At 54.2% G+C, this 20,675-nt stretch carries 20 protein-coding genes and 1 pseudogene; 12 read left to right on the top strand and 9 right to left on the bottom strand.

Annotated elements, in window-relative coordinates:
• Positions 1-91: 91 nt before the first annotated feature.
• Genes C1J02_RS12250 through C1J02_RS12225 form a run of 6 tightly spaced genes read left to right on the top strand, consistent with a single transcriptional unit; the run spans position 92 to position 3,934 of the window.
• Positions 92-1,402 carry an MATE family efflux transporter gene (locus tag C1J02_RS12250; RefSeq protein WP_162798315.1) on the top strand — a complete coding sequence of 437 codons (1,311 nt, stop codon included), beginning with the start codon at positions 92-94 and terminating at the stop codon, positions 1,400-1,402.
• Positions 1,399-1,602 (top strand): hypothetical protein, encoded by a 204-nt coding sequence (locus tag C1J02_RS12245; RefSeq protein WP_114878835.1) that lies wholly within the window; start codon positions 1,399-1,401, stop codon positions 1,600-1,602. Before C1J02_RS12250 ends, C1J02_RS12245 begins: the two co-directional genes overlap by 4 nt.
• The gene (locus C1J02_RS12240; protein ID WP_162798314.1) at positions 1,599-2,000 is read left to right on the top strand and encodes a glutathione binding-like protein; all 402 of its coding nucleotides are present in this window, start codon (positions 1,599-1,601) and stop codon (positions 1,998-2,000) included. The genes C1J02_RS12245 and C1J02_RS12240 overlap by 4 nt, the downstream gene beginning before the upstream one ends.
• A complete protein-coding gene (locus C1J02_RS12235; RefSeq protein WP_114878833.1) occupies positions 2,000-2,689 on the top strand; it encodes a bifunctional 2-polyprenyl-6-hydroxyphenol methylase/3-demethylubiquinol 3-O-methyltransferase UbiG in 690 nt (229 codons plus the stop codon). The genes C1J02_RS12240 and C1J02_RS12235 overlap by 1 nt, the downstream gene beginning before the upstream one ends.
• Before the next feature lie 35 nt (positions 2,690-2,724).
• A complete protein-coding gene (locus C1J02_RS12230; RefSeq protein ID WP_114878832.1) occupies positions 2,725-3,351 on the top strand; it encodes a LysE family translocator in 627 nt (208 codons plus the stop codon).
• A gap of 46 nt (positions 3,352-3,397) precedes the next feature.
• Positions 3,398-3,934, top strand: a complete 537-nt coding sequence (locus C1J02_RS12225) for a dihydrofolate reductase family protein (protein WP_114878831.1) — start codon at positions 3,398-3,400, stop codon at positions 3,932-3,934.
• 359 nt (positions 3,935-4,293) lie between these two features.
• On the opposite strand, the pseudogene C1J02_RS12215 reads toward C1J02_RS12225, so the two are convergent.
• Positions 4,294-5,126 (bottom strand): annotated as a pseudogene (locus tag C1J02_RS12215) (IS5 family transposase).
• A gap of 114 nt (positions 5,127-5,240) precedes the next feature.
• Between C1J02_RS12215 and C1J02_RS12210 the strand changes: the two are divergent.
• Positions 5,241-6,107, top strand: coding sequence for a DMT family transporter (locus tag C1J02_RS12210; RefSeq protein ID WP_114878830.1), 867 nt, complete (start codon positions 5,241-5,243; stop codon positions 6,105-6,107).
• A gap of 82 nt (positions 6,108-6,189) precedes the next feature.
• Here C1J02_RS12210 and C1J02_RS12205 read toward each other — a convergent pair whose 3' ends face one another.
• The 3 genes from C1J02_RS12205 to C1J02_RS12190 all read right to left on the bottom strand — a co-directional run bounded on the left by C1J02_RS12205 (position 6,190) and on the right by C1J02_RS12190 (position 10,308).
• Positions 6,190-6,735, bottom strand: coding sequence for a YaeQ family protein (locus C1J02_RS12205; RefSeq protein WP_114878829.1), 546 nt, complete (start codon positions 6,733-6,735; stop codon positions 6,190-6,192).
• Positions 6,736-7,074: 339 nt separating this feature from the next.
• Positions 7,075-9,258: a CHASE2 domain-containing protein gene (locus C1J02_RS12195; protein ID WP_254693093.1), complete on the bottom strand. Its 2,184-nt coding sequence runs from the start codon at positions 9,256-9,258 to the stop codon at positions 7,075-7,077.
• A gap of 174 nt (positions 9,259-9,432) precedes the next feature.
• The gene (locus C1J02_RS12190; RefSeq protein ID WP_114878827.1) at positions 9,433-10,308 is read right to left on the bottom strand and encodes a FecR domain-containing protein; all 876 of its coding nucleotides are present in this window, start codon (positions 10,306-10,308) and stop codon (positions 9,433-9,435) included.
• Between the two features lie 589 nt (positions 10,309-10,897).
• Here C1J02_RS12190 and C1J02_RS12185 point away from each other — a divergent pair.
• The 4 genes from C1J02_RS12185 to C1J02_RS12170 all read left to right on the top strand — a co-directional run bounded on the left by C1J02_RS12185 (position 10,898) and on the right by C1J02_RS12170 (position 14,050).
• Positions 10,898-12,048 (top strand): IS3 family transposase gene (locus C1J02_RS12185; protein WP_114878826.1). Its coding sequence is split into 2 segments (ribosomal slippage): positions 10,898-11,144 and positions 11,144-12,048, totalling 1,152 coding nucleotides; the frame shifts between segments, so codons are not numbered across the junction.
• A 181-nt stretch (positions 12,049-12,229) separates the two neighbouring features.
• The gene (locus tag C1J02_RS12180; protein WP_162798313.1) at positions 12,230-12,664 is read left to right on the top strand and encodes a helix-turn-helix domain-containing protein; all 435 of its coding nucleotides are present in this window, start codon (positions 12,230-12,232) and stop codon (positions 12,662-12,664) included.
• Positions 12,654-13,082, top strand: coding sequence for a hypothetical protein (locus tag C1J02_RS12175; RefSeq protein ID WP_114878824.1), 429 nt, complete (start codon positions 12,654-12,656; stop codon positions 13,080-13,082). Before C1J02_RS12180 ends, C1J02_RS12175 begins: the two co-directional genes overlap by 11 nt.
• 134 nt (positions 13,083-13,216) lie before the next feature.
• On the top strand, positions 13,217-14,050 hold the full coding sequence (locus tag C1J02_RS12170) for a class I SAM-dependent methyltransferase (RefSeq protein ID WP_114878823.1): 834 nt from the start codon (positions 13,217-13,219) through the stop codon (positions 14,048-14,050).
• Between the two features lie 340 nt (positions 14,051-14,390).
• Here C1J02_RS12170 and C1J02_RS12165 read toward each other — a convergent pair whose 3' ends face one another.
• Complete coding sequence (locus tag C1J02_RS12165) at positions 14,391-15,773, bottom strand: IS1182 family transposase (protein WP_114877574.1); 1,383 nt, start codon at positions 15,771-15,773, stop codon at positions 14,391-14,393.
• A 214-nt stretch (positions 15,774-15,987) separates the two neighbouring features.
• Between C1J02_RS12165 and C1J02_RS12160 the strand changes: the two genes are divergently transcribed.
• Positions 15,988-17,379 (top strand): alpha/beta fold hydrolase, encoded by a 1,392-nt coding sequence (locus C1J02_RS12160; RefSeq protein WP_114878822.1) that lies wholly within the window; start codon positions 15,988-15,990, stop codon positions 17,377-17,379.
• Between the two features lie 568 nt (positions 17,380-17,947).
• On the opposite strand, the gene C1J02_RS21240 is transcribed toward C1J02_RS12160, so the two are convergent.
• The 4 genes from C1J02_RS21240 to C1J02_RS12140 all read right to left on the bottom strand — a co-directional run bounded on the left by C1J02_RS21240 (position 17,948) and on the right by C1J02_RS12140 (position 20,603).
• Positions 17,948-18,178 carry a GFA family protein gene (locus tag C1J02_RS21240; RefSeq protein WP_205389801.1) on the bottom strand — a complete coding sequence of 77 codons (231 nt, stop codon included), beginning with the start codon at positions 18,176-18,178 and terminating at the stop codon, positions 17,948-17,950.
• A 227-nt stretch (positions 18,179-18,405) separates the two neighbouring features.
• A complete protein-coding gene (locus C1J02_RS12150; protein ID WP_114878821.1) occupies positions 18,406-18,915 on the bottom strand; it encodes an isoprenylcysteine carboxylmethyltransferase family protein in 510 nt (169 codons plus the stop codon).
• A 275-nt stretch (positions 18,916-19,190) separates the two neighbouring features.
• A complete protein-coding gene (locus tag C1J02_RS12145; RefSeq protein ID WP_114878820.1) occupies positions 19,191-19,883 on the bottom strand; it encodes a UPF0149 family protein in 693 nt (230 codons plus the stop codon).
• A 24-nt stretch (positions 19,884-19,907) separates the two neighbouring features.
• Entirely contained in the window at positions 19,908-20,603 is a 696-nt protein-coding gene (locus C1J02_RS12140; RefSeq protein WP_114878819.1) for an SDR family NAD(P)-dependent oxidoreductase, read from the bottom strand.
• Positions 20,604-20,675: the final 72 nt, after the last annotated feature.

Raw genomic sequence — 20,675 nt, 5'->3', positions numbered from 1 at the left:
GATTGGTCGGGCCATACCCAGGATAAGATTCATGACCTCTTTTGATATCACGCGCCCAACGCGCCACGCTAGGAAGCGCTTAGGTCGCCATGTGAACAAATCGGAAGCCGGAGCAATCCTGCGCCTTGCCGCGCCGCTGACCGGCCTCGCTCTTGTCAACATGGCGATGAGTGTGACCGACACGATGATGACGGCCGCCTTCGGGATGGAGGCCCTTGCGGCGGTCGCCGTTGCGAGCGATTTCTATTCGATCTTCTTCTATCTCGCCATCGGCTGCATCGGCGGTCTTGGCCCTCTATACGCGGCGGCCCACGCTGCGGGTGATACGGGCCGGCTGGCGCGGCTCAGGACAGCGGGCGCTATTGTCTGGATTGTTCTTGCCATTCCGATTTGCTTCCTGTTGTGGCAGACGCCGTTGTTTCTCAGCCTGCTCGGCATCGAACCCGGTCTTGTCGAGGCGGGGACGGGCTACGTCCGTGCGATGGCGCTGACCTTGGTTCCGATGCTGGCCGTTGGCGTCTTGCGCACCCGGCTGACCGCGATTGAACGCCCAGGCGTCATGTTGCGAATTACGCTCTGCGCGGTGCCGCTGAACGGTTTCTTCAACTACCTGTTCATGTATGGCGCTCTGGGTCTGCCAGAGTTTGGCGTGACAGGTGCGGGCGTGTCCTCGCTGCTGGTTGGCTTACTGACCCTCGCGGCCTTGTCGTGGGAAACCCGCCGCGCCGGCGACAGTGGAGCGCGTTGGGCGGACCGGGGCGACGTTGTCGAGATATTCCGCATCGGTGTACCGATCGCGGTCGCCACGTTGGCAGAGGTTGGCATCTATCTGGGTGCCACGATCTATGCCGCATCACTTTCCGTGACAGACGCCGCGGCCCATTCCGTGGCGATCCGCTTGGCAGGGATCGGCTACACCTTTTACTTCGGCCTGCAACAGGCGGCGATGACCCGGCTTGCAAGAGTCGATCCCATGTCAGATCGCGCGAATGAAGTGAAGAACACGGCGATGCTGCTTGGCGTTGCAATCGGTGTGTCGCTTTGCGTGACCCTTCTGACAGTGGCGTCACCGGTTGCGCATTATATGCTACAGAGTTCGACACCTGCCGCCGTCAGTGTCGCAATTGCGGTCATCGGAGCGCTCGCCATGGCGGAGTTCTTTGGCCCGGCTGGAGCGGGAGCCGCCGGATTGCTGCGTGCGAGGAAAGTGACACGCCCTGTCATGATATACTCTCTGATCGGAAACTGGGGGGTGGCGGCACCCCTGATCGGTATTTCAACGATTGTCTTCGACATGGGTGTGATCGGCATCTGGATATCGATGGCGACAGGAACCATTGTGTATTCAGGGCTGTGTGTGCTGGCGCTTCGCAACCTGCCAGCCAACGGGGCGGCAGAATGAAACTCTATTTCATGCCAGGCGCTTGCTCTTCGGCGCCGCACATCGACCTTCTGGAGGCGGGTCTGCCATTCAGCCTTGTCGCGGTAGACTACCGGACGCGAAAAACGGCAGGCGGCGGCGACTTCTACAAGATCAGTCTCAAGGGTTATGTCCCCGCGCTGGTTCTGGACAATGGCGAGGTCTTACCGAGGTGCCGGTGATCTTTCAATTCGTGGACAGCAAGATGCCGGAGGCCGCCCTGTTGCCGGCCTCCGGCCTGAAACGTCTGCGGTCGCTGGAATGGTTGAATTTCATTGCAACCGAGATCCACAAGAGTTTCAGTCCGCTTTTCCGGCCCGAAACCCCGACGTCTTTCTGTGTGCCAGGCAGGTTGCACCTGTGTCGACGGCTTTCGATCGTCGAGGACCATCTTTGCCAACACGAATACCTGATGGGAGGCGATTTCTCTCTGGCGGATGTCTACCTGTTCGTCCTTTGCCGCTGGTTAACGGACCAGGACATGACGCTTGCGGATTGGTCGTCTCTGCACAGGCATTCCGAGAAAATCAGGATGCGCCCCTCTGTTCAGCAGGCAATGGGCTGGGAAGGATTGTTGTAATGCCCATTTCAAAAGACAAATGTGCCGACCGGCGCGCCATGTACCGCGAGTTGCAACGCACTATGCCGGGGCTCGACGGCATGTACCGGCTTGTTCACGCTCTCATTGCGGGCTGCGACGACAAGACGTCCGGGGTTCTGATCGTCGGAGCTGGCGGAGGCCGCGAGCTTGAAGAGCTTGCCAAGGGGCGGTTCGATGGCCAGATCACGGCGCTTGATCCGTCGGTGCCCAATCTCGATTTGGCACGGGATGTCGCCAGCGATCATGGATCATCTCTGGATGTCCGGTTTTTGGTCGGCACGGTGGACGATATCCCCCAAAGGGAGAGGTTCAAGATCGTCACGTCGCTTCTGGTTATGCACCATCTTCGGGACGACGGCGCAAAACTTGCCTATCTGAAAGGCCTTCTGGACAGGCTCGCCCCCGGTGGTCGCCTTGTCCACGCCGATGTTTGCTTCGATGAAATCGAGGACTTCGACCGACTGGCCCCAATTTATTTGGCGCACGCGGATATCTTCGGCGTGTCAGTCGACGCAACGCGTTTGGAACTAAATGCGATTCCCAACTTGCCGATCATATCAGGGACGCGCACCCGCGTGCTCTTTTCCGAAGCGGGTCTGACCGAGCCGTTCGAGATTTTCCGCAGTCTCTGGTACAGATGCTGGACCAGCAGCCGAGCCCCTAAATGATCAAGTCCGAATGCCGCAATTAAAGGAGACACACCATGCCCGACTTGCCAGTCTTGTTGACATATGTTGCCGTTTTGACAGGATTCGTCTTCTTTCCTGGCCCGTCGATCTTACTCATGCTCACCCGGTCATCAACCTCGGGAATACGCGTTGGTGTCGCAACAAGTCTTGGCATCGGACTCGGTGACCTCGTCCATACGGTTATGGCGGTTGTCGGAATTTCTGCGATCCTGCTGGCCTCGGCGCAGGCATTTACGCTGATCAAGCTGCTCGGAGCAGGATACCTGATCTATATCGGCCTGCGCTCCCTATTAGAGGGCCGCTTTCGCAAGACCTCTGGAGCCGCGCCGCCGATTTCGACAGGTCAGGCATTCAGACAAGCGTGTCTCGCCGAAATTCTGAACCCCAAATCCGCGATGTTCTTTTCGGCTTTCCTACCGCAATTGGTTGATCCGCGCCTCGGCCAGATCGCACTTCAACTGACGATTTTCGGATTGCTCTTCGTGCTTATGGGCACGCTGGCGACCCTGGTATTGGCAATCGCGGCTGGCCATACCGGTCGGTTTCTCCGGCAAAATCCGGATATCCAGCGCTGGCAGTCGAAAGTCGTGGGCAGCATCTACTGCGGGCTTTGCATCAGGCTGGCGTTTCAGGAGCGTTGACCGACTGGGATATCCGCCCAAAAACATCGCAAGTAAAGGTGAAAAAATGCAACAGCTCATTTACGACGTCGCCGTCTCAATCGACGGATACATTTCCGGGCCTGGCGGCGATATTTCGCAGTTTGCCCAGGAAGGTGCGGTGGTCGAAGACTATTCAGCCCGCCTTGAAACATACGCGACCGCGATCATGGGTCGGGCAACCTACGAGTTCGGCTATCGTTTCGGCATGCAGCCGGGCCAGAACCCCTATGCGCACATGGAAACCATCATCCTTTCGAAGTCGCTTGACCTGCCGGATGGCACCGATGTCGCAGTGCAGAGATCCAGCGACGCCGAGGCAATCGACGCCATAAGAACCCGATCTAGCGGGCCGATATACCTCTGTGGGGGAGGTGCGCTCGCCGGATCGCTTCTTGCCATGGGAAAGATTGATGTTCTGCGCCTCAAGCGTGCACCAATCATCCTCGGTGGCGGTGTTGCGCTATTCGGAGACACTAGGGAACCGTTCAGCTTAGAGCATACGGAAACACGAGACTATGGTGGTGGGTACCTGTTTCAGGAATACCGTGTTCTCCATGCGTAGCGATGGGCAACGCTGCACGCGCCATTTCACCTTCAAACAGGGGCACGAAAATGACTGCTCGAATACTACAGAAATGCCTTTCACTCATTTTTCTCCTATTGGGTTCGTGGTGCTTGTTCTTCCCGAGCATGGTCGTTGAAGTAACATTCCGCCCGGAGCTTGCTTTCGCCTCGGAGCAGGCTCGGTTCATCATGGGCTGCTTTGGAGCGCAGGCGGTGTTGACGGGCACAATTATTTTGACCGCCCGTTTTTCTTCAATGACTTTCCTTGTGTTCGGTTTGGCTGGGTCAGTCCCATTCTTCGTTTTCAACTTCTGGTTTCTGTACATCGAACCGGTCCTAGGCTCCAGACTCATTGATTTAAAGCCAGAACAAGACGGTGGCTGCGAGCGCGATGGCGGACAGGAACACTTTGGGGCTTCTGTCGTAACGCGTGGCCATGCGTCTCCAGTCTTTCAAGCGTCCGAACATGATCTCGATCCGGTTGCGCCGTTTGTAGCGACGCTTGTCGTATTTGATGGGCTTGTCGCGTGACTTCCGCCCCGGGATGCAGGGCGTTATTCCCTTGACTACAAGGGCCTCACGGAACCAATCCGCATCATATCCTCGGTCACCCAAGAGCCAGTCGGCGGCGGGTAGGCTATTTACCAAAGCCCTGGCCCCGGTATAGTCGCTGACCCACTGCCCGACAGTCGAAACGACGTTTCGATGAGAGGGGGGCCGGCGGTCATGAAGAACCGGATCGGCCGCCCACTTGCATCGGTGACGGCATGCAGCTTTGTGTTCATACCGCCTTTCGTTCGCCCCCCCTCTCATCGCTATAAACAGCGACTGCCGGGCAGTGATCAGACGTCCACGGCCCCCTTTTTTAACCGCAGGCTCGAGGCCGTGCGGTGCGCTTTGAGGTAGGTTGCGTCGATTGAGATCGTCTTATTGTCAGGTGCCTCGGCAGCCAGCCCCGTCATGATCCGCGCGAATACCCCCATGTCGCTCCACCGCTTCCATCGGTTGTACAGGGTCTTCGCCGGTCCGTAATCGGCAGGCGCATCACTCCATCACAACCCATTGCGATTGATGAAGATAATGCCACTGAGCACGCGCCGGTCATCAACGCGGGGCACACCATGGCTCTTCGGAAAGTATGGCCGAAGCCGCGCCATTTGCTCGTCGTTCAGCCAGAAAAGATTGCTCATCATACCCCCTTAAGTTTGGGAGCTTGAATCATGCGGCCAGAACAGCCTCAAGTCGATTAATGGGTCCAGACCCTAGCGCCAACATCTCCCAACGCGCATGCCCACAAGTACGGCGTGCTCTTCGTGTTTGCGGCGGGTATACTGTGGTCAACGGTCGGCCTTGGCATTCGCCTGATCGAAGATGCTGTCGTGTGGCAGATCCTGCTCTATCGGTCGATCAGCATGTCGCTGTTTCTCTACGTGCTTATCCGAGTGCGGTCGGGCGAAAGTCCCTTTGTTCAGATCCGCCGCATCGGTGCCCCTGCCATCATCGCTGGACTTTCACTGGTCGCAGCCTATTCGGGCGGCATCTATGCGATCCAGAACACTTCGGTTGCGAATGCCATGCTCTTGTTTGCGACCGCACCGTTTATGGCTGCGATGCTCGGATGGATCGTGTTGCGAGAACCCGTTCGTGCTGCAACCTGGATAGCAATCACCATCGCAATCGGCGGGATCGCGATTATGGTCGCAGATAAGTCCGGAGGCGTCGCCCTGAAGGGTAGCCTTGCCGCGCTTGGATCTGCATTTGGTTTTGCTGTCTTCACCGTGGCGCTGCGATGGGGCCGCACAGGGGAAATGCTGCCAGCGGTGTTCCTGTCGGGCCTCTTCGCGATCGTCATCACCTTGGCGATCTGCCTTGCCCTCGGTCTCTCGCTGGTGCTCAGCCCCAATGACGGCGGCATCGCTATGGGCATGGGGGTGTTCCAGGTTGGGGCCGGCCTGATCCTCTACACGCTGGGGTCGCGCAGCCTTCCCGCAGCAGAGCTCGCCCTGTTGTCCTTAGCCGAAGTGCTACTCGGCCCGCTCTGGGTCTGGCTGTTTCTGGGGGAAACAGCGACCGTAAATACCCTAATCGGAGGTGCTGTTCTGCTAGCGGCGATTGCGGGCAATGCGCTGTCAGGCAAGCGAAGAAAACCACCGCCCATCACCGCACCTTAGAAGGGGGAGCCCGGCCCATTGCCGACCTTGGTCGGATAGTCTCGTGCTGCGTTGCAGCCTCCGCATAGCGGGCATCTGCAAACTACGCAGCATTTTTCCATTTGACCGGGGTAACGTAAACGATGCCATCATCAACACTAACCATCACATCGCCGTCCTGAATATTAACTTGCAGCTTCATCGAGCGACTTGCCAGTTTGCTCAGTTCGTTGGTGTCCTTCACCGAAAAATTTATAACCCGAAGGTTATCAAACCGGGTGGTGCTATTTTTGATTTTCTCCCACCACACCTCAGCCGTCCTGCCGCCGTAACAATAGACAATCACCTTGTTGGCTTTACCGCAGGACTGGCGGACACTCTTCTCGCTGGGAAGTCCCAACGCCACCCATAAATCAAGCTCGCCGCTCAGGCTTTTTTGCCAAATGTCTGGCTCGTCATCAGTTGAAAGGCCCTTAGTCAGTTCCAATTGCTCGTGGGCATTCAGTGCAAAAGCGAGAATACGCACCATTAATCGTTCATCCGTCTCCGAAGGGTGTTTGGCAACGGTCAGTTTATGGGTCTCATAATAGTGACTATCCATATCGGAAACGGACAGTTCAACTTTATAAATGGTGGCTTTTTCTGCCATGGTTTTCCCAGAATTGCGAAGATTAGGGATGCCTAATGCGTCTGGTGACTTTGTGAAAGCAGATAAAAAAGGCACGCGGAACTTCGGCCCCAAGCCGACCTTCGTGGGCGGAGCAGCGAACGGCGGTTCATGGGCCCAAAGCAGACATGGTCCGGCATCTATACTCGCAGATGCAGCAACTCAGTTGAACGAAACCATTAGTTGCGCCGCAGAAAGAAAAGTGGCCGTTGGTGCAATCCGCAGCAAACTCGACAGGGACTATGACCGGGTTCACGCGAATATTTTCGGCTAACGAAAATGCTCCTACGGGCCAGAAATTCGCGCATTTCAAGCCCGAACCTACTCAATTGCATCGACCTGAAAGTCCCCAAGGCGATCTGATATCCTATCGTAAAAACCCGCCAGCCCCGGCTCGATTTCAAGGGCGATTGACCTGCATCGCTCAACGGCTTGTGTGGACCATATAGCCCCGCGATGTCCCTTCATTGCAGCAAGCAAATCAGAATGGTGGCTTTGCAACCTCTGGAAGATCTCCGATTGGCGGGTGTCACGACCTCCAACAACTAGAAAAAGAAGTTCGCGCTTGTTCACGCCTTTCAATGCCACGGACCCGCCTTGCAAAAGGGCCAGTTGATCGCGCGACGCTAGCGCCATAGTCTCGGAAATAACAACGTCATAGGCCAAGTGCCGACAGGCTGTTTCAATCCGTGACGCGACATTCACAACTTCGCCGATGGCCGTATAGTTGAACCGGTTTTGAGACCCAATGTTGCCAACACAAGCCTCTCCGGTCGCGCACCCGATCGCAATACCGATGGGAACTTGATGCCCCTCGCTCCTCACCGTGTTGAAATGCCTCAAAGAAGTACGCATCGCCAAAGCAGCATTTGCGCAATGTAGTGGGTGGTTTTCGACACGGACGGGCGCGTTCCAAAATGCCATGACCGAGTCGCCAATAAATTTGTCGATCGTACCACTGTGGGCAAGAATGTCCTGTCCCAATGCCGTAAACAATTCATTGAGCATCGCCACGAGATCGGTTGCGGGCATTGTTTCGCTCAAAGGAGTAAACCCGCGAATGTCCGCAAACATTACTGTGATTTCCTGGTTTTCGCCACCAAGCTGCAAGTCCTGCCCGCTTTCCTCAAGCCGTTCGAGAATTTCTGGTGCGACGTATTGAGAAAATGATCGCCGGATCGTGTTCTTCTCCCTTTCAGTCGCAAAAAACAAAAACCCTGCCAGAATGCCAAAATTCACCATGCCGCCAATCAGTGGAAAGGTGGCGTCAAACAAAACAGAGTTTTGTGTAAATGCGACCCAACTCAACGCCAGGACACTCGATGCCGCCACGCCGCCGGCAATAAATGATGGCACCGCGCCAGAAATTGACATGACACTGACAACAATCACCCCCAAAGCGATGAAAGCAACCAGTTCGAGTGCCGCTATGGTGTCGGATCGCTGCAACACTTTGTTTTCAAGGATTTGCTCGATCAACTGTGCGTGGATTGAAACACCTGGAACAGACTGACCCAGAGATGTTTCGCGAATATCAACCAGACCCGCGGCCGAAGTTCCGACCAATATTATCCGGCCTTCAATCTCAGAACGCAGCTGTTCATTATCTTTTTCATCCAAAACGTCTGCGGCCGATAAATAGAGGCCTGGATTGTCTGGACGGTAATGCATCCAAACCTGGCCGATTTCGTCTGTTGGGATATGAAATGCACCGAGCGATACAGAGAGAACTATACCCCTTTCGTTCTCGGCACCTTCGACAAAAATGTTCTGTTCTGCGATCGCGAGACGCAGGGCTTCGATACCGAGACCTGGTATGATTCCGGTTGGGCCTTGCCACAAAAGCGGAACCGTACGCACGACCGAGATTTGCCCAGCCGGGGACACATTGATCCCGCCTATTCCAACAGCCGTTTCATTCAAAGGCACCGCCAATGGCGTCCAAGACAAAGCCCGGGGCAGAAGAAGCCCTGGCTGGTCCCCTATTTCTATAATACCCGCCCGCGGCACTATTTGCTTCGTCTTCAGATCTGGCCTTGCTGCGACTCCCAAGGCGACTGGCCTTCCTGTAATCGCATTGGAAAACCTCTGATCATTGTCCAATTTATTGAGGTCGATTGCGTCCCGTAAATAACCTGCAAAAATCGGATCTTCCGCAAGGCGGTGCGGTGAATACCTGTCAGGCTCAGCAAAGAGTATGTCGAATGCAATCGACGCTGCACCATAGCCTTCCAGCTTTTCGACCAGTCTGGCGACTTTTGATCTGGGCCAAGGCCACTGGCCCAATTGCGACAAAGAGGCCTCGTCGATGTCCACCACACGGACAGGCAGGTCGGCATCAAAGGTTCTGGGTGCCAGCCTTTGCAGGAAGTCAAAATATATCAGGCGTGATATTTCAACCGGATAGGGATCTGACACGCGCAATATGCACCCCATTAGTACAAGAGCAAAACCCAGCCCTCGAACAATCCATTTACGATTGATCCGGAGTGAATTACCCGCCATCAAACCGCGCCCAGGTTTTTCATGAGAATAATTTCGCCTCCCCCCGGCGTTGCCAAAATCATTGTTGCCACCACAATTCTTGGTCCCTTAGCCATCATCGGTGCCAGCACCATTTTGCCCGGCGCTGCCCGAGTTGCCTGTGCCCTGACTGGGGCTGGAATTTTCGCTGGGCCCTCAAAATCCCTCAGAATTCTCTTCTGGAGCCGATGGCGGTTCCGGCGGGTCAGGGGCTTGTGGCTCAGGTTCAGGCTCAGGTTCAGTTTCAGTTTCAGGCTCAGTTTCAGGTTCAGGCTGAGGTTCAGGCTCAGGTTCAGGCTCGGTTCGTTCGATCGCCTTTGTTGGAGACGCGATATTGGCTCCCCGCGATGGCGGCATAAAATGCTGGCCGCAAGTCCCGACATTTGCGCGCAAGGGTTCGCGAAGCGAGCGTTGCGAAATGATGAAGGGGAATCCGTTGACAATAGTGCGTTCCGATTCCTCAATATCGCGTGGTGCGGCGACCTGACCTCGCGGTGATGTAGCGACAAGCTCGCATCTGCCTTTGACATTCCGACATCCACCACGCCCGCACATTCGTACGGATCCATTCAGGAGCGCGAGCGATGTCTGACGCTGATTCAGCACCCAAAAATCGAATGTGGTGCCTCTGATCCCCATGGTTGCTGTCGGGGTAGTAATCTTATAGGCGGACTTTTTACTGTTTCCGGAAATGAACCTGAAACTGCCACCTAATGCCTTGACTGTGAAACTATTCGCTCGATTGCCACCGCGCATCATCGACACGTCCAGCACCATGCTTGCATTGGGTCCGACGGCAATTTTGGTCTGATCAATAAAGATTAACTGGACAATTCCGGTGCTGTTGGTTCGGATCACGTCTCCGGATTCCACAGGCATTCCAACGCGCAGCTTAAGGTTGCGGCCACCTGTGGTAAGTGTCGCACCAGGATTGACTTCCAAAACTTTTCCAATTTCGGCATAGGCTGCCGGAACATTCAAAAAGAGAAAAAAAGAATAAACAATAAAAACGCATTTAATTCGAACATGCATCTCAACCTCACTTTCCTGAGGCCCGAGCAGGTTCCTGTTTCGGCAAAATTACCTCATGGAACCACCAAGCATGATCGCTGCATCAACGGCTGTTTTTTGATTTTCTAGAGATTATCATAATTCTACCGAGTTTGGCAATTACAAGACAACAAAGCACATTTAATAAGGTATTGAAAATGCGCCGCTAAAAGGTGTTGCGTTCCCGAAAAAGGTCACTCTAGGTTGAAGTTGACAATGTGCCAAATGGTACTTCCACGAATTTCCGGTTGATCGCAGGCACACTTATCCGTCTCGTTTTGTTCCGCTGCTGTCCAATGGCGATACCGCGCTTGCGGCTGTCTATCTTGACAGTCTGTAATTCGGGCAAAATCTGTCACTCGCATAATAGTCAGATCTTTCCATTCATATACAAACTGGATGGCCCTCAATCCCGAGACGCATTTCGCTGGTTAATGGAAAGATGAACGCAAATTTTGCTTGGCCGGGGCGCAAGTGAGGTCGAATGTCGATCTGCTGGATAAGAAAACCTCTGAATAGCCCCTGGATTTGTAGGCGCTTTCTTCCCTAACTTTGAGGCAAGGAGGCCGTTATGGGGAAGCCAGATTTCAGTGAAGATTTCAAGCGCGATGCAGTCCATCAGATAACAGCGCGGGGGTATGCCGTTCGCGAGGTTTCGGAGCGGTTGGGCGTCAGTACATATTCGCTCTACAAATGGATGAAGCTCTACGCAAAAGCTGCGTCACAGGCATCATCTGTTGACCATGAAGCTGAGAACCGCAGGCTCAAGCGTGAGCTGGCGCGGATGACGGAGGAGCGCGATATCCTAAAAAAGGCAGCCGCGTACTTCGCCAAGGATGCAAGATGAAGTACGCGTTCGTGGCCGAGCATCGCCCTCAGTATTCGGTGCGCAGGATGTGTCGCTGCCTCAACATCCATCCCAGCGGGTTCTATGCATGGATTAAGAATCCATTAAGCCACCGTGCGCATGAGGATGCCCGCCAAACCAAGCTGCTCAAAGATGCGTGGAAGGACAGTGGCAAGGTTTATGGGTATCGCAAGCTTCATGATGATCTCGTTGAACAAGGCGAGACCAGTTGCCCAAATCGTATTGCCAGACTGGCCCGTTTGGCAGGTGTCCAAGCTCAGATCGGCTACAAGCGCAGGCCTGGGACGTATGGCGGCAAACCATCTGTCGTCGTCGATAATACGCTAGACCGGCAGTTTGATGTGGCAGCACCAGATACCGCATGGGTGTCAGATATTACCTACATTAAGACCTGCGAAGGGTTCTTGTATCTAGCCGTCGTCATCGACTTATACTCACGACGTGTCATCGGTTGGGCGACACAATCACGGCAGCCCACAGACCTCGTGTTGCAAGCCCTGCTCATGGCCGTTTGGCGACGCAAGCCCAAGCAACCGATCCTGATCCACACAGACCAAGGTTCGCAATACACCAGCCGAGATTGGGCGGCGTTTCTAAGGGCCCACAACATTGAGCATTCCATGAGCAGGCGCGGCAATTGCCATGACAACGCTGTCGCCGAAAGCTTCTTCAACCTACTCAAACGTGAGCGCGTTCGCCGTCGGACCTACAAAACTCGTGAGGATGCTAGACGCGACATCTTCGACTACATCGAAATGTTCTATAACCCGAAACGCAAACATACCAGAAACGGGATGCTGTCGCCCGTCGACTTCGAAAACAGACAGCAAAATGTGAACCAAGAAGGTGTCTAGGGAACTAGGGGCTATTCATTAGAAGCAATTCTCCTATGCCAAATTACAACCCAGTTCGCGGTCTGCTGGCTAGACGTTCATGCGTCGTGGATGCAACCTCCGAGTAACAGCAGCGAAATGGATCAAAGAGGCGCAGTCCGCCGGTTGGCGTGTCACATCCGCCAAGGATCGCACAATACGAATGCAATGCGCAAAACAAGGCTGTCCGGGTGTGCTTTCCCTTCCCATAGATAACCTGGGGCCAACGCCCGCGACGTATGATCTGCCCCACGTGGGACAATACGGCGCGCCAGCCTATAATCAGTATAAAGCCCTCGTGGCGCAACTGGTGCGCAAGCGCCGCGCGCTCGGTATGTCGCAAGAGGATATCAACGCCGCCGCCGGGATGGCGGAGGCGCACCTAAACAAGCTAGAATCATTCGCCCGCACTGCACAATTTTCCACAATGCAGCTATGGGCCGAAACCCTTGGCCTCGCGATTACCCTAGCGCCCTCATCAATCCCCGCGGCTACGGCCCGCGCCATCGAAACACGGGTAGCGCAGCCCTTGTGCGAAGCCAAATCTCACTACAAACACGATGCGCCAACAGCACTGCAGCTTTCTCATGACCGATAAAGTCCCAGCCACCCCCAAGAAGAAAACCCGTGTTCGCATTAGCGACGAGATGCGCCAATGCGTTGAGCTCATGGCTACCGAGGGCCTACCAGTACATGTTGCCGCTGAACGCGCCAATATCACCCGTGACACAGCCGTGAGGAATATGCGCAAAGCCCACGTGTTGAAGCTGTTCAACCAGCGAGCAAAGGATGTGCGGGAAAACGCCTCACAGGCCGCCTACATGCGCATCAATCACCTTTCGGTGGCCTCGACAAACGAACGCGTAATGCTTGACGCTAGCAAGTGGGTGGCAGGTGTTGATGGGATATCTCCTGTTCAGAAAGTGCAGGGCCAGCACAATCACAGTCATGTATTTGGTGGTTTTGGGTATCCCGATTTGGATCCAGTAGACGTGACGCCGGAAGATGATAACTAACGATATTTCTCCGAGCAGGAAAGTCTGCTGTGCGGACTTTTCCAACCTTCGCTGCGGCTGTGCCAATGGCCGCTTAGGCGATTAAGTAAAACGTGGTAGGGTAGAAATTCACAAACTGGAAAAAGTTGATTGTCATGAATACCGATGAGAAAATTTCCATCCACTATCGCCACGGCGATCTGCTAACCGCGATTCAGGCTGGCCTTGAAAAACAGGGCATTAAACCTGAAAATGCCAGTGTTGAAGATCTTGGCCCAGTGGATGAATTTCACATTGGTGGGCGGGCAGCGAGCATTCATTTTCTGGACCAGTTAAAGATATCGCCGTCCCAAAGCATACTCGATATCGGTTGCGGCTTGGGAGGTTCGGCGCGTTTCGCTGCAAAGACTTACGGAGCAAAGATGGCTGGAATTGATCTGACTTCTGAATACGTAGAGGTTGGGCAGCAACTTTGCGGTTGGGTCGGCTTGTCCGATAGCATCAGATTGCAGCAAGGTAGTGCACTGTCGCTTCCTTTTGAAGATGCGAGTTTTGACGGCGCATTCATGATGCATGTCGGCATGAACATAGAAGATAAGCATGCGCTGATCGCTGAGGTGTCCCGTGTTCTGAAATCCGGTGCGAAGTTTGGTATCTACGATATCATGAAGGGCAACGAAGAAGAGCTTATTTATCCTGTGCCCTGGGCAACAACCTCTGAAACAAGCTGGGTTTCTGACCCCAAAGACTATAGAATGGCATTCGAAGCTAATGGTTTTGTAGTCGTCGAGGAAAATAACCGCCGCGAATTTGCTATGGATTTCTTTAAGAAAATGAAGGCCTCCAGCGGAGCCGCTGGAGGACCGCCCCCATTGGGTTTGCACGTTCTCATGCAGCAGGCGACCGCAGAAAAAATCCCAAATATGGTGGCAAATTTGGCTGCGGGGCGCATCTCACCTATCGAAATGATTGCGGTCAAGGGAATATAGACTTTAGGATATAGCGTCGCGCTCTCGGTGTAATGAGGACGGTCGGATTAACTTGGATGCATAGAACAGCGGACATCCGGGCAGCTTGCAGCATCAGTCGAAGAGGGCTCGAAGCGCCCGCCTTCACGAAAGGCGGAGAGCCGCCATTCGTCGCGCTCGCAAAGTAGAATGGGCAATCCGAAGAAAGCGGACGCTCGGGGCCGCGCCCGAGCACTTTTTGGGGTGCATACGCAGCGAAGGTCGGCAGTGAGTCGATTGTGTTGAAAAACTCTTTGTTTTCGACCTGTCGAAGTCGGCTATCGCGTTGATTTATTTGGAGCGTCCCTAGGTCGACCACCTTTTATCCGGTGGCGGGCACCATTGGCTTGAGTTTTGCTAGTTTGCGAAGGTTTTGGGCGGTAGCAGCGAGGGTAAATTCGTCCTGGACGCCACATGGGCCACGTAATCGGAGCCTGCCCAATCCGAGGATGCGTTTGAGATGTGCGAAGAGCATTTCGACTTTCTTGCGTCGGGCCTGAGCCTTCGGATTGAACTCCGAGGCTGTGCATGCTCGGGCAAAGTCTCTGACAACTTCATATTTCTCTCGATGAACCGAACGCCTTTCAGCGTTAGGGCAGCACTTTGCCTTTAATTCACATCCTGTGCAGTCTGACATCAGTGCTCGATAATTTCTGGCTTTCCAAACTGGCGCATTTCGGGCCGGATCGGAATAGTTTCGCCTCGTGTGCAACATCTCCTTGCCACCTGGGCAGATGTAGCGGTCGTTCTCGTCATCCCAAGTGAAGTCGGACCGCGAGAAGGTGCCGTCTTTGCGTTCACCTTTGTCAAAGACTGGGATGAACGGCAGGATTTTCCGCTTCAGTGTCAACCAAACCAGATTGTCGGCAGCACCATACGCGGTATCAGCGGCAATCCAATCAGGCTTCACACCAAAGCGCTCTTCGGTGCGGTCGATCATCTTGCGCATGGCTCCTACCTCGGCGGTTCTATTCGAGCGGCTGGCGTCGACGTCCATGATGATGCTGTGATCTGTATCGATCAGATAATTGGTAGAATAAGCAAAGAAAGCGGGGCCTTTGCGGGCTGCTGTCCACTGGCTAGCTGGGTCCGCATGAGCCGTGAACTTGGGCTTGGTCGTCGTGGCCGCACCAAAAGCCTCGTCGTCCAGCGTTTCGAGATATTCTCGCACCGCACGCGGTGCATCATTGGCGTCAGCCATACGGGCGACCCAGTCTTCAAGATTGCTGGAGTTCTGTTTCTGGACATCAGCACTGATCAAGCTGGCATCCACGGCAAATCCCTGACCGCCTACAAGGCCTTCTTGCATGCATCGCGCAACGGTCGTCTCAAATACGTGGCGCAGAAGATCGCTCTCGCGGAACCTACCATGACGGTTCTTTGAAAAGCTGGAGTGGTCAGGAATCCGATCAGTCAAATCAAGGCGACAAAACCAACGGTAAGCAAGGTTCAGATGCACCTCTTCGCAAAGCCGACGCTCAGAGCGGATGCCAAAGCAATAGCCCACCAGCAACATCCGGATCAGCAACTCAGGGTCGATGGAGGGGCGACCGGTGTGGCTGTAGAAGTCTGAAAGATGCGCACGGATACTGCTCAGATCAACGAACCGATCTATTGACCGCAGAAGATGATCTTGTGGGACATGATCCTCCGAGGAGAACTCGTAAAACAACGCCGCTTGCGCCACCTGCTTTGGTCCCATCATCGCCAAGTCCCCCAATCAATAAAGGAATTGAATCAGCGATTACCCCTTCGATCAAGCAACAGTTTTTCAACACAATCAGTCCAGACTACTGAACGCTGCACAATGTACGAAGGAATATCCGATCAAACCGTCTTCATCCAAACACCCTAAGAAATGTTTCCGCTCGATCAGCCGAACATGGTAGACAGGATCTGTAATTGGGGACTTAGCGAACATGGACCACCGCCTTGCAGTTGTTATGGCCACAGACATGGTCGGCTATTCGCGTCTTATGGAAATCGATGAATTGGGGGTTCTGGCGCGCCTCAAGAAATATCGTCAAGAATTAATCGATCCAGAAATTACCCGAAGTCGTGGCGATATTGTTAAAACGACTGGCGACGGCATGTTGGTCACCTTCGAGTCTGTTCGGGATGCTGTAGCTTGCGCGATCACGATCCAAGAGCAAATGGTTAGCTTTGAAGATGAGATCTGTGAGGAGAAGAAGATCCGTTTCAGAGTTGGTATCAATCTCGGGGATATCATCTTTGACGAGGATGACATATTTGGCGACGGCGTAAACGTCGCGGCGCGTCTCGAAGGCTTGGCTGAACCCGGAGGCATCTCCGTCTCCGATATCGTGCATCAATCGGTGTCGGATCGCATTGATGCCCCTTTCCGTGACATGGGCGCGCAACGGGTCAAGAATATTTCGCGACCTATCAGGGTGTGGCAGTGGGCACCGTACGAGCCGCCGACCCGGAAAGCCCCGGAAATCTCTCTGAATCAACGTGTGAATTATTGCCAGTCCGCAGACGGCACTCACCTTGCTTGGGCATCTACCGGAGCAGGAACGCCTGTCTTGAAAGCTCCGAACTGGCTCAACCATATCGAATACGAGTGGACCAGCCCGGTTTGGGGTGATTTTCTGTCGGAGTATTCCAAACTGTGCCGACTTGTCCGATTTGATCAGCGGGGTAACGGCCTTTCGGATTGGGAGGTCGACGACATCTCCGAAGACCGCATGATCGACGATATGTTGGCGGTAGCGGATGCCGCTGAACTCGAGAGTTTTGGTCTCTTCGGGATTAGTCAGGGAGCGGCCTTCAGCATGCGATTTGCTGCGAAATATCCCAAGCGGGTCAAATTTCTTATTCTTCTTGGCGGCTACGCACGCGGCAGGATGATGCGCGACGACCCCGATGCAGCCCAGTTCTACGAGGCTTCCAAGGCAATGGTTTCTGCCGGCTGGGGATCGCCCAGTCCTTTTTACAGGCATTTCTTCACGAGCGCCTATATTCCCGATGCCACAAAGTTGGAGGGTGATAGTTTCGACGAAATGCAGCGCGTCTCAACCAGTCCCGAAAACGCAATGAAGATTATGGGCATGAACGCATATGTGGACGCTCGTATAGAGGCGCGCAGTATTCGTGTTCCTACACTTGTGCTTCATGCCAAAGGCGACATGGCAGTACCTATTAAAGAAGGGCGGGAAATAGCGCGAACAATACCAGCAGCTGGATTTGTGGAATTGCCCGGTGCCAATCATTGTATGATCCGCGGCCACCCTGGGTTTGACGAATTCTTCCAAGAAATAGGGCCTTTTCTGACTGAGAACAGCATTTGAAAAATAAACCAACCATCCAGTACAATGCGTGAGTGGGAAGAGCGCCTGTTCAAGGTATATCTACTGGAAGTTTATGAGCCCTACCTACTGAGCCGTAATCGACTGGACGATCAAGGAAGCTACAATTCGGAATTTGAAGGACCTGTTGATGTTTGCTCAGGGACTATTCGCGATAGTCTGGACCTTGATGTGGAAGGCCCCAAGTTCCAATATATGGGCCGTCCTTGCAAGGCGTTGGTACATTACCGGCGAAAATGCTGCGATCTATCTAATGACGTCAGTGAGCCTCTGATTGTGAGTTGTGACTACGCTAATTGCGCCCAATGGTGTGAGGCTTGTCAAAGATTGTCGCATCTATCGGAGAGCCATCATTTTCAGTTGCGTGTTTATTGTAGGTGTCAAAATGCGGTGGAATTACCGTACCTTTCAGTGCGAAATCCAAGAAGATGTGTTTGGAGTTCTGCGGTGTAATTTTCAATCAGTTGGGGTCGTCGAGTGTTCCACCGTAGAGGCCAACAGCACCTTCAAAACGCTCAAAAGTCAAATACAACTTCGTTCCGCAGGTGTCTCAGAAATGGATGTTTACTTCCTTCCTACTACCCTCTGACACGTGCGTATAACGCTTCGGCTTGCCCCGAATTATTGTGAAGTCTGCGTCATCGAATACTGGCTCAACCAGATATGCGCCACCTGTCGCTCGTTGACAGAATTTGCAATGACACATGGACGTTCTTGCTGGTTGCTTTTGGACTTCATACCTCAGTGCTCCACAAAGGCATCCACCTTGGGCAATCGTCATCTTAGATACTCCCGACCATGAAAATCGCTACAATAGCACAAGTTCAGGTTGCTGTCTTGACGGAAGCTTTGTGCCACATACCGTGAGTTCGAGCAGCCTAAGACCACGCACCTGCAGCGAATGGCGGCAATACGGGCTGCGACCGCAGAATCCGAAGTTGGGTCGAGAGACCGCAATGGGCCGGAAACGCAGAGTCACTGGAACAGCGCCAGCATTGCCTCGAAGGGCTATATCCAGCGTCGAACCCGCTTCTTATAGGCAAGGTACTTGCCGCCGAACTTTCGTTCGAGATACTCCTCTTCTGGCAAAATCACTAAGAAATGCAGGAGCAGAGAGCAAACCGGCGTCAGAACTATAATCCAGATGTTGGCCAACAAAATGGCAAAACCAATGCATATCAGCACCATCTGTAGATACATAGGATTGCGCGTTAGGCGATACGGTCCTTTCTCGATGATTTCGGTGGTCGTCTTGTACGGATTTTCCGATTGCCCAGACCTGCGCATCATCGAGACGGCTCGAAAACCTAAAAAATAGATTGACCCAAGAATGATCGCGCCGCCCAACCAATACCGCAGCGGGCCGTCGGGCAACAAGCGTAGGCCAACCGGCCAAATCCACTCCAGCCCCGCGCCCGCAACAACCGTCCCAAGAGGAACGCCGGGCGGAAAAATTCGAACCGCCGCTGCGTCTTTCTCAGTGTTGCTTGAGGTTTTGGGTACGTCTGGCTCGGCCATAGCCCAAGCTTAGGATAAGTCAGCCGTTGAGTCACGAACCCGCGATGGCTTGCATCACAACGCCCATTTTGTTCCACCCTACTTGTCGCGAATGGCGCAAATTGCTGCGGTCTGAATTAATGTCCAGAATGCGAAAGCCGCACTGCGGCGCGGCTTAATTGCGCCAAGGGCAGCAAAGGGCCGTTCTCGTCATTCAACACTAATGGGCCGTTAACTATTCCGATATTCAAAGCAATCGGTCGGATCCTAGCTGAGGGCAAAGCCGCAAAGGTTGATTAATTGGTACCGCAGCATTGTTTGTACTTGCGGCCTGAGCCGCAGGGGCAGGGGGCGTTTCTGCCGACCTTGCTTCCATGAATCGGTGCTTGGGGTTGATTTGCCGCAGCCCAGGCGGGGAACGGAGCAGCGGACGTCCCGGATTTGGTCCAGGCGTTAAGGGTCTGCACCAAGTTTGGGATAATGTCCGGCGCTCCGGCAGTGAGAGTTTTGATTGACGCCTTGGGAAGATCGCTTTGACCTTCGGCAATGTTGAAAAGCGCCAGCATCATGTTGACTGATGCAGCAGCCTCCTCGTCTTTGCTCTCCGCAATCTGCTCCCACGCATCCGGCCGCAGACGCATTGCACGCTCGAACCCACAGCACCATGATTCCCAGAGGATTTCCCCTGTTTGGGTGTCTTCGTCATAGAGGGGACCGTAGTCATTTGCCGGAGGCATCAAGGACTGTGCGACGTTATTGTAGTGACGCATCAGCAGGTCGGTGACATTCTGCACATCCTTGGGTGTTTCCAAGTGTTCTGTGCTGCTCCCCCAGACACAAGATAACCATTCCCCAGGCATGACAATTTCTGGACAGACGATGAGACCGGCGCAAAACCCATCGAACTCACTGAGGAGCATGCCATCCTCATTGGTATGGGACAGCAGCAGCGCGTCCAATTGGTCAAGTTCGTCATCGCTTAGCATCATATCAGTCCAGTATCTGCAAACCCGCTAAAACCGTTCGACCCATGGGCGTACGACGACCTCATTGGTCCAGGCACTGCGGTCCTGCTCAATCAGATGGCGGTAGGTGCGGGCAATGGCGTCAGGCCGAAGCATGGATCCAGGTTTGTCGTCTGGCTCTGCCCGACCGGGGTTCAGTATGCCACCGTCGATGTTGACCCAAGCGACATGGACCCCTTGTGGGTGCAGTTCGCGTGCCATGCTTTCGGCCAAGCCGCGCTGGGCGAACTTGCCCATGGCAAATGGTGCAGATTGCGGAAAGCCTTTGACGCCTGCTGATGCTCCTGTGAAAAGAATGGTCCCTTTCTTCCCGTCAATGGCCTCTGCTTTTAGCATATGCTTTGCGGCGTGTTTGCCGGTCAGGAACGCGCCGATGGCGGTAACATCGACAGCCCGGCGCACGTCCTCGGTGGAGAGGTCGGTGATTGGTCCGCGAACACGTGCAGACGGGTTGTAGATGGCAACCCTCGGAGCTGCAGGCAGATTATCGAACAGAGCGGCGATAGCGCTTTCATCCGTTGCGTCCAAAAGAACTGTGCGTGCCCCGGTCTCGTCAGCAAGAGACTGCATCTTGTCCGCGCTGCGTGCGGCCAGCGTCAAAGAAAAATCTGCCATCAGGTTCCGCGCCAAAGCAGCGGACAGCCCGTCACCTACGCCAATGATAACAGCATTCGGTTTACGCATCGAAATTCCTCTCACTTTGTTCAGCAGATGCTTGACCTCTGAAAGAGCATGAAATACGACTTACCACGCTGA

The organism is Sulfitobacter sp. SK011, from assembly GCF_003352065.1.
Lineage (GTDB): Bacteria > Pseudomonadota > Alphaproteobacteria > Rhodobacterales > Rhodobacteraceae > Sulfitobacter.
This window is presented reverse-complemented; position numbering and strand designations above follow the sequence as displayed.

Excerpts from the sequence above, each read along its gene's own strand:
- C1J02_RS12235 (WP_114878833.1), top strand. The coding sequence starts at position 2,000 with ATGCCCATTTCAAAAGACAAATGTGCCGACCGGCGCGCCATGTACCGC.
- C1J02_RS12180 (WP_162798313.1), top strand. The coding sequence starts at position 12,230 with ATGCAATGCGCAAAACAAGGCTGTCCGGGTGTGCTTTCCCTTCCCATA.
- C1J02_RS12205 (WP_114878829.1), bottom strand. The coding sequence starts at position 6,735 with ATGGCAGAAAAAGCCACCATTTATAAAGTTGAACTGTCCGTTTCCGAT.
- C1J02_RS12230 (WP_114878832.1), top strand. The coding sequence starts at position 2,725 with ATGCCCGACTTGCCAGTCTTGTTGACATATGTTGCCGTTTTGACAGGA.
- C1J02_RS12140 (WP_114878819.1), bottom strand. The coding sequence starts at position 20,603 with ATGCGTAAACCGAATGCTGTTATCATTGGCGTAGGTGACGGGCTGTCC.
- C1J02_RS12150 (WP_114878821.1), bottom strand. The coding sequence starts at position 18,915 with ATGGCCGAGCCAGACGTACCCAAAACCTCAAGCAACACTGAGAAAGAC.
- C1J02_RS12165 (WP_114877574.1), bottom strand. The coding sequence starts at position 15,773 with ATGATGGGACCAAAGCAGGTGGCGCAAGCGGCGTTGTTTTACGAGTTC.
- C1J02_RS12170 (WP_114878823.1), top strand. The coding sequence starts at position 13,217 with ATGAATACCGATGAGAAAATTTCCATCCACTATCGCCACGGCGATCTG.
- C1J02_RS21240 (WP_205389801.1), bottom strand. The coding sequence starts at position 18,178 with ATGACGATTGCCCAAGGTGGATGCCTTTGTGGAGCACTGAGGTATGAA.
- C1J02_RS12195 (WP_254693093.1), bottom strand. The coding sequence starts at position 9,258 with ATGGCGGGTAATTCACTCCGGATCAATCGTAAATGGATTGTTCGAGGG.
- C1J02_RS12190 (WP_114878827.1), bottom strand. The coding sequence starts at position 10,308 with ATGCATGTTCGAATTAAATGCGTTTTTATTGTTTATTCTTTTTTTCTC.
- C1J02_RS12245 (WP_114878835.1), top strand. The coding sequence starts at position 1,399 with ATGAAACTCTATTTCATGCCAGGCGCTTGCTCTTCGGCGCCGCACATC.
- C1J02_RS12175 (WP_114878824.1), top strand. The coding sequence starts at position 12,654 with ATGACCGATAAAGTCCCAGCCACCCCCAAGAAGAAAACCCGTGTTCGC.
- C1J02_RS12160 (WP_114878822.1), top strand. The coding sequence starts at position 15,988 with ATGGACCACCGCCTTGCAGTTGTTATGGCCACAGACATGGTCGGCTAT.
- C1J02_RS12145 (WP_114878820.1), bottom strand. The coding sequence starts at position 19,883 with ATGATGCTAAGCGATGACGAACTTGACCAATTGGACGCGCTGCTGCTG.
- C1J02_RS12225 (WP_114878831.1), top strand. The coding sequence starts at position 3,398 with ATGCAACAGCTCATTTACGACGTCGCCGTCTCAATCGACGGATACATT.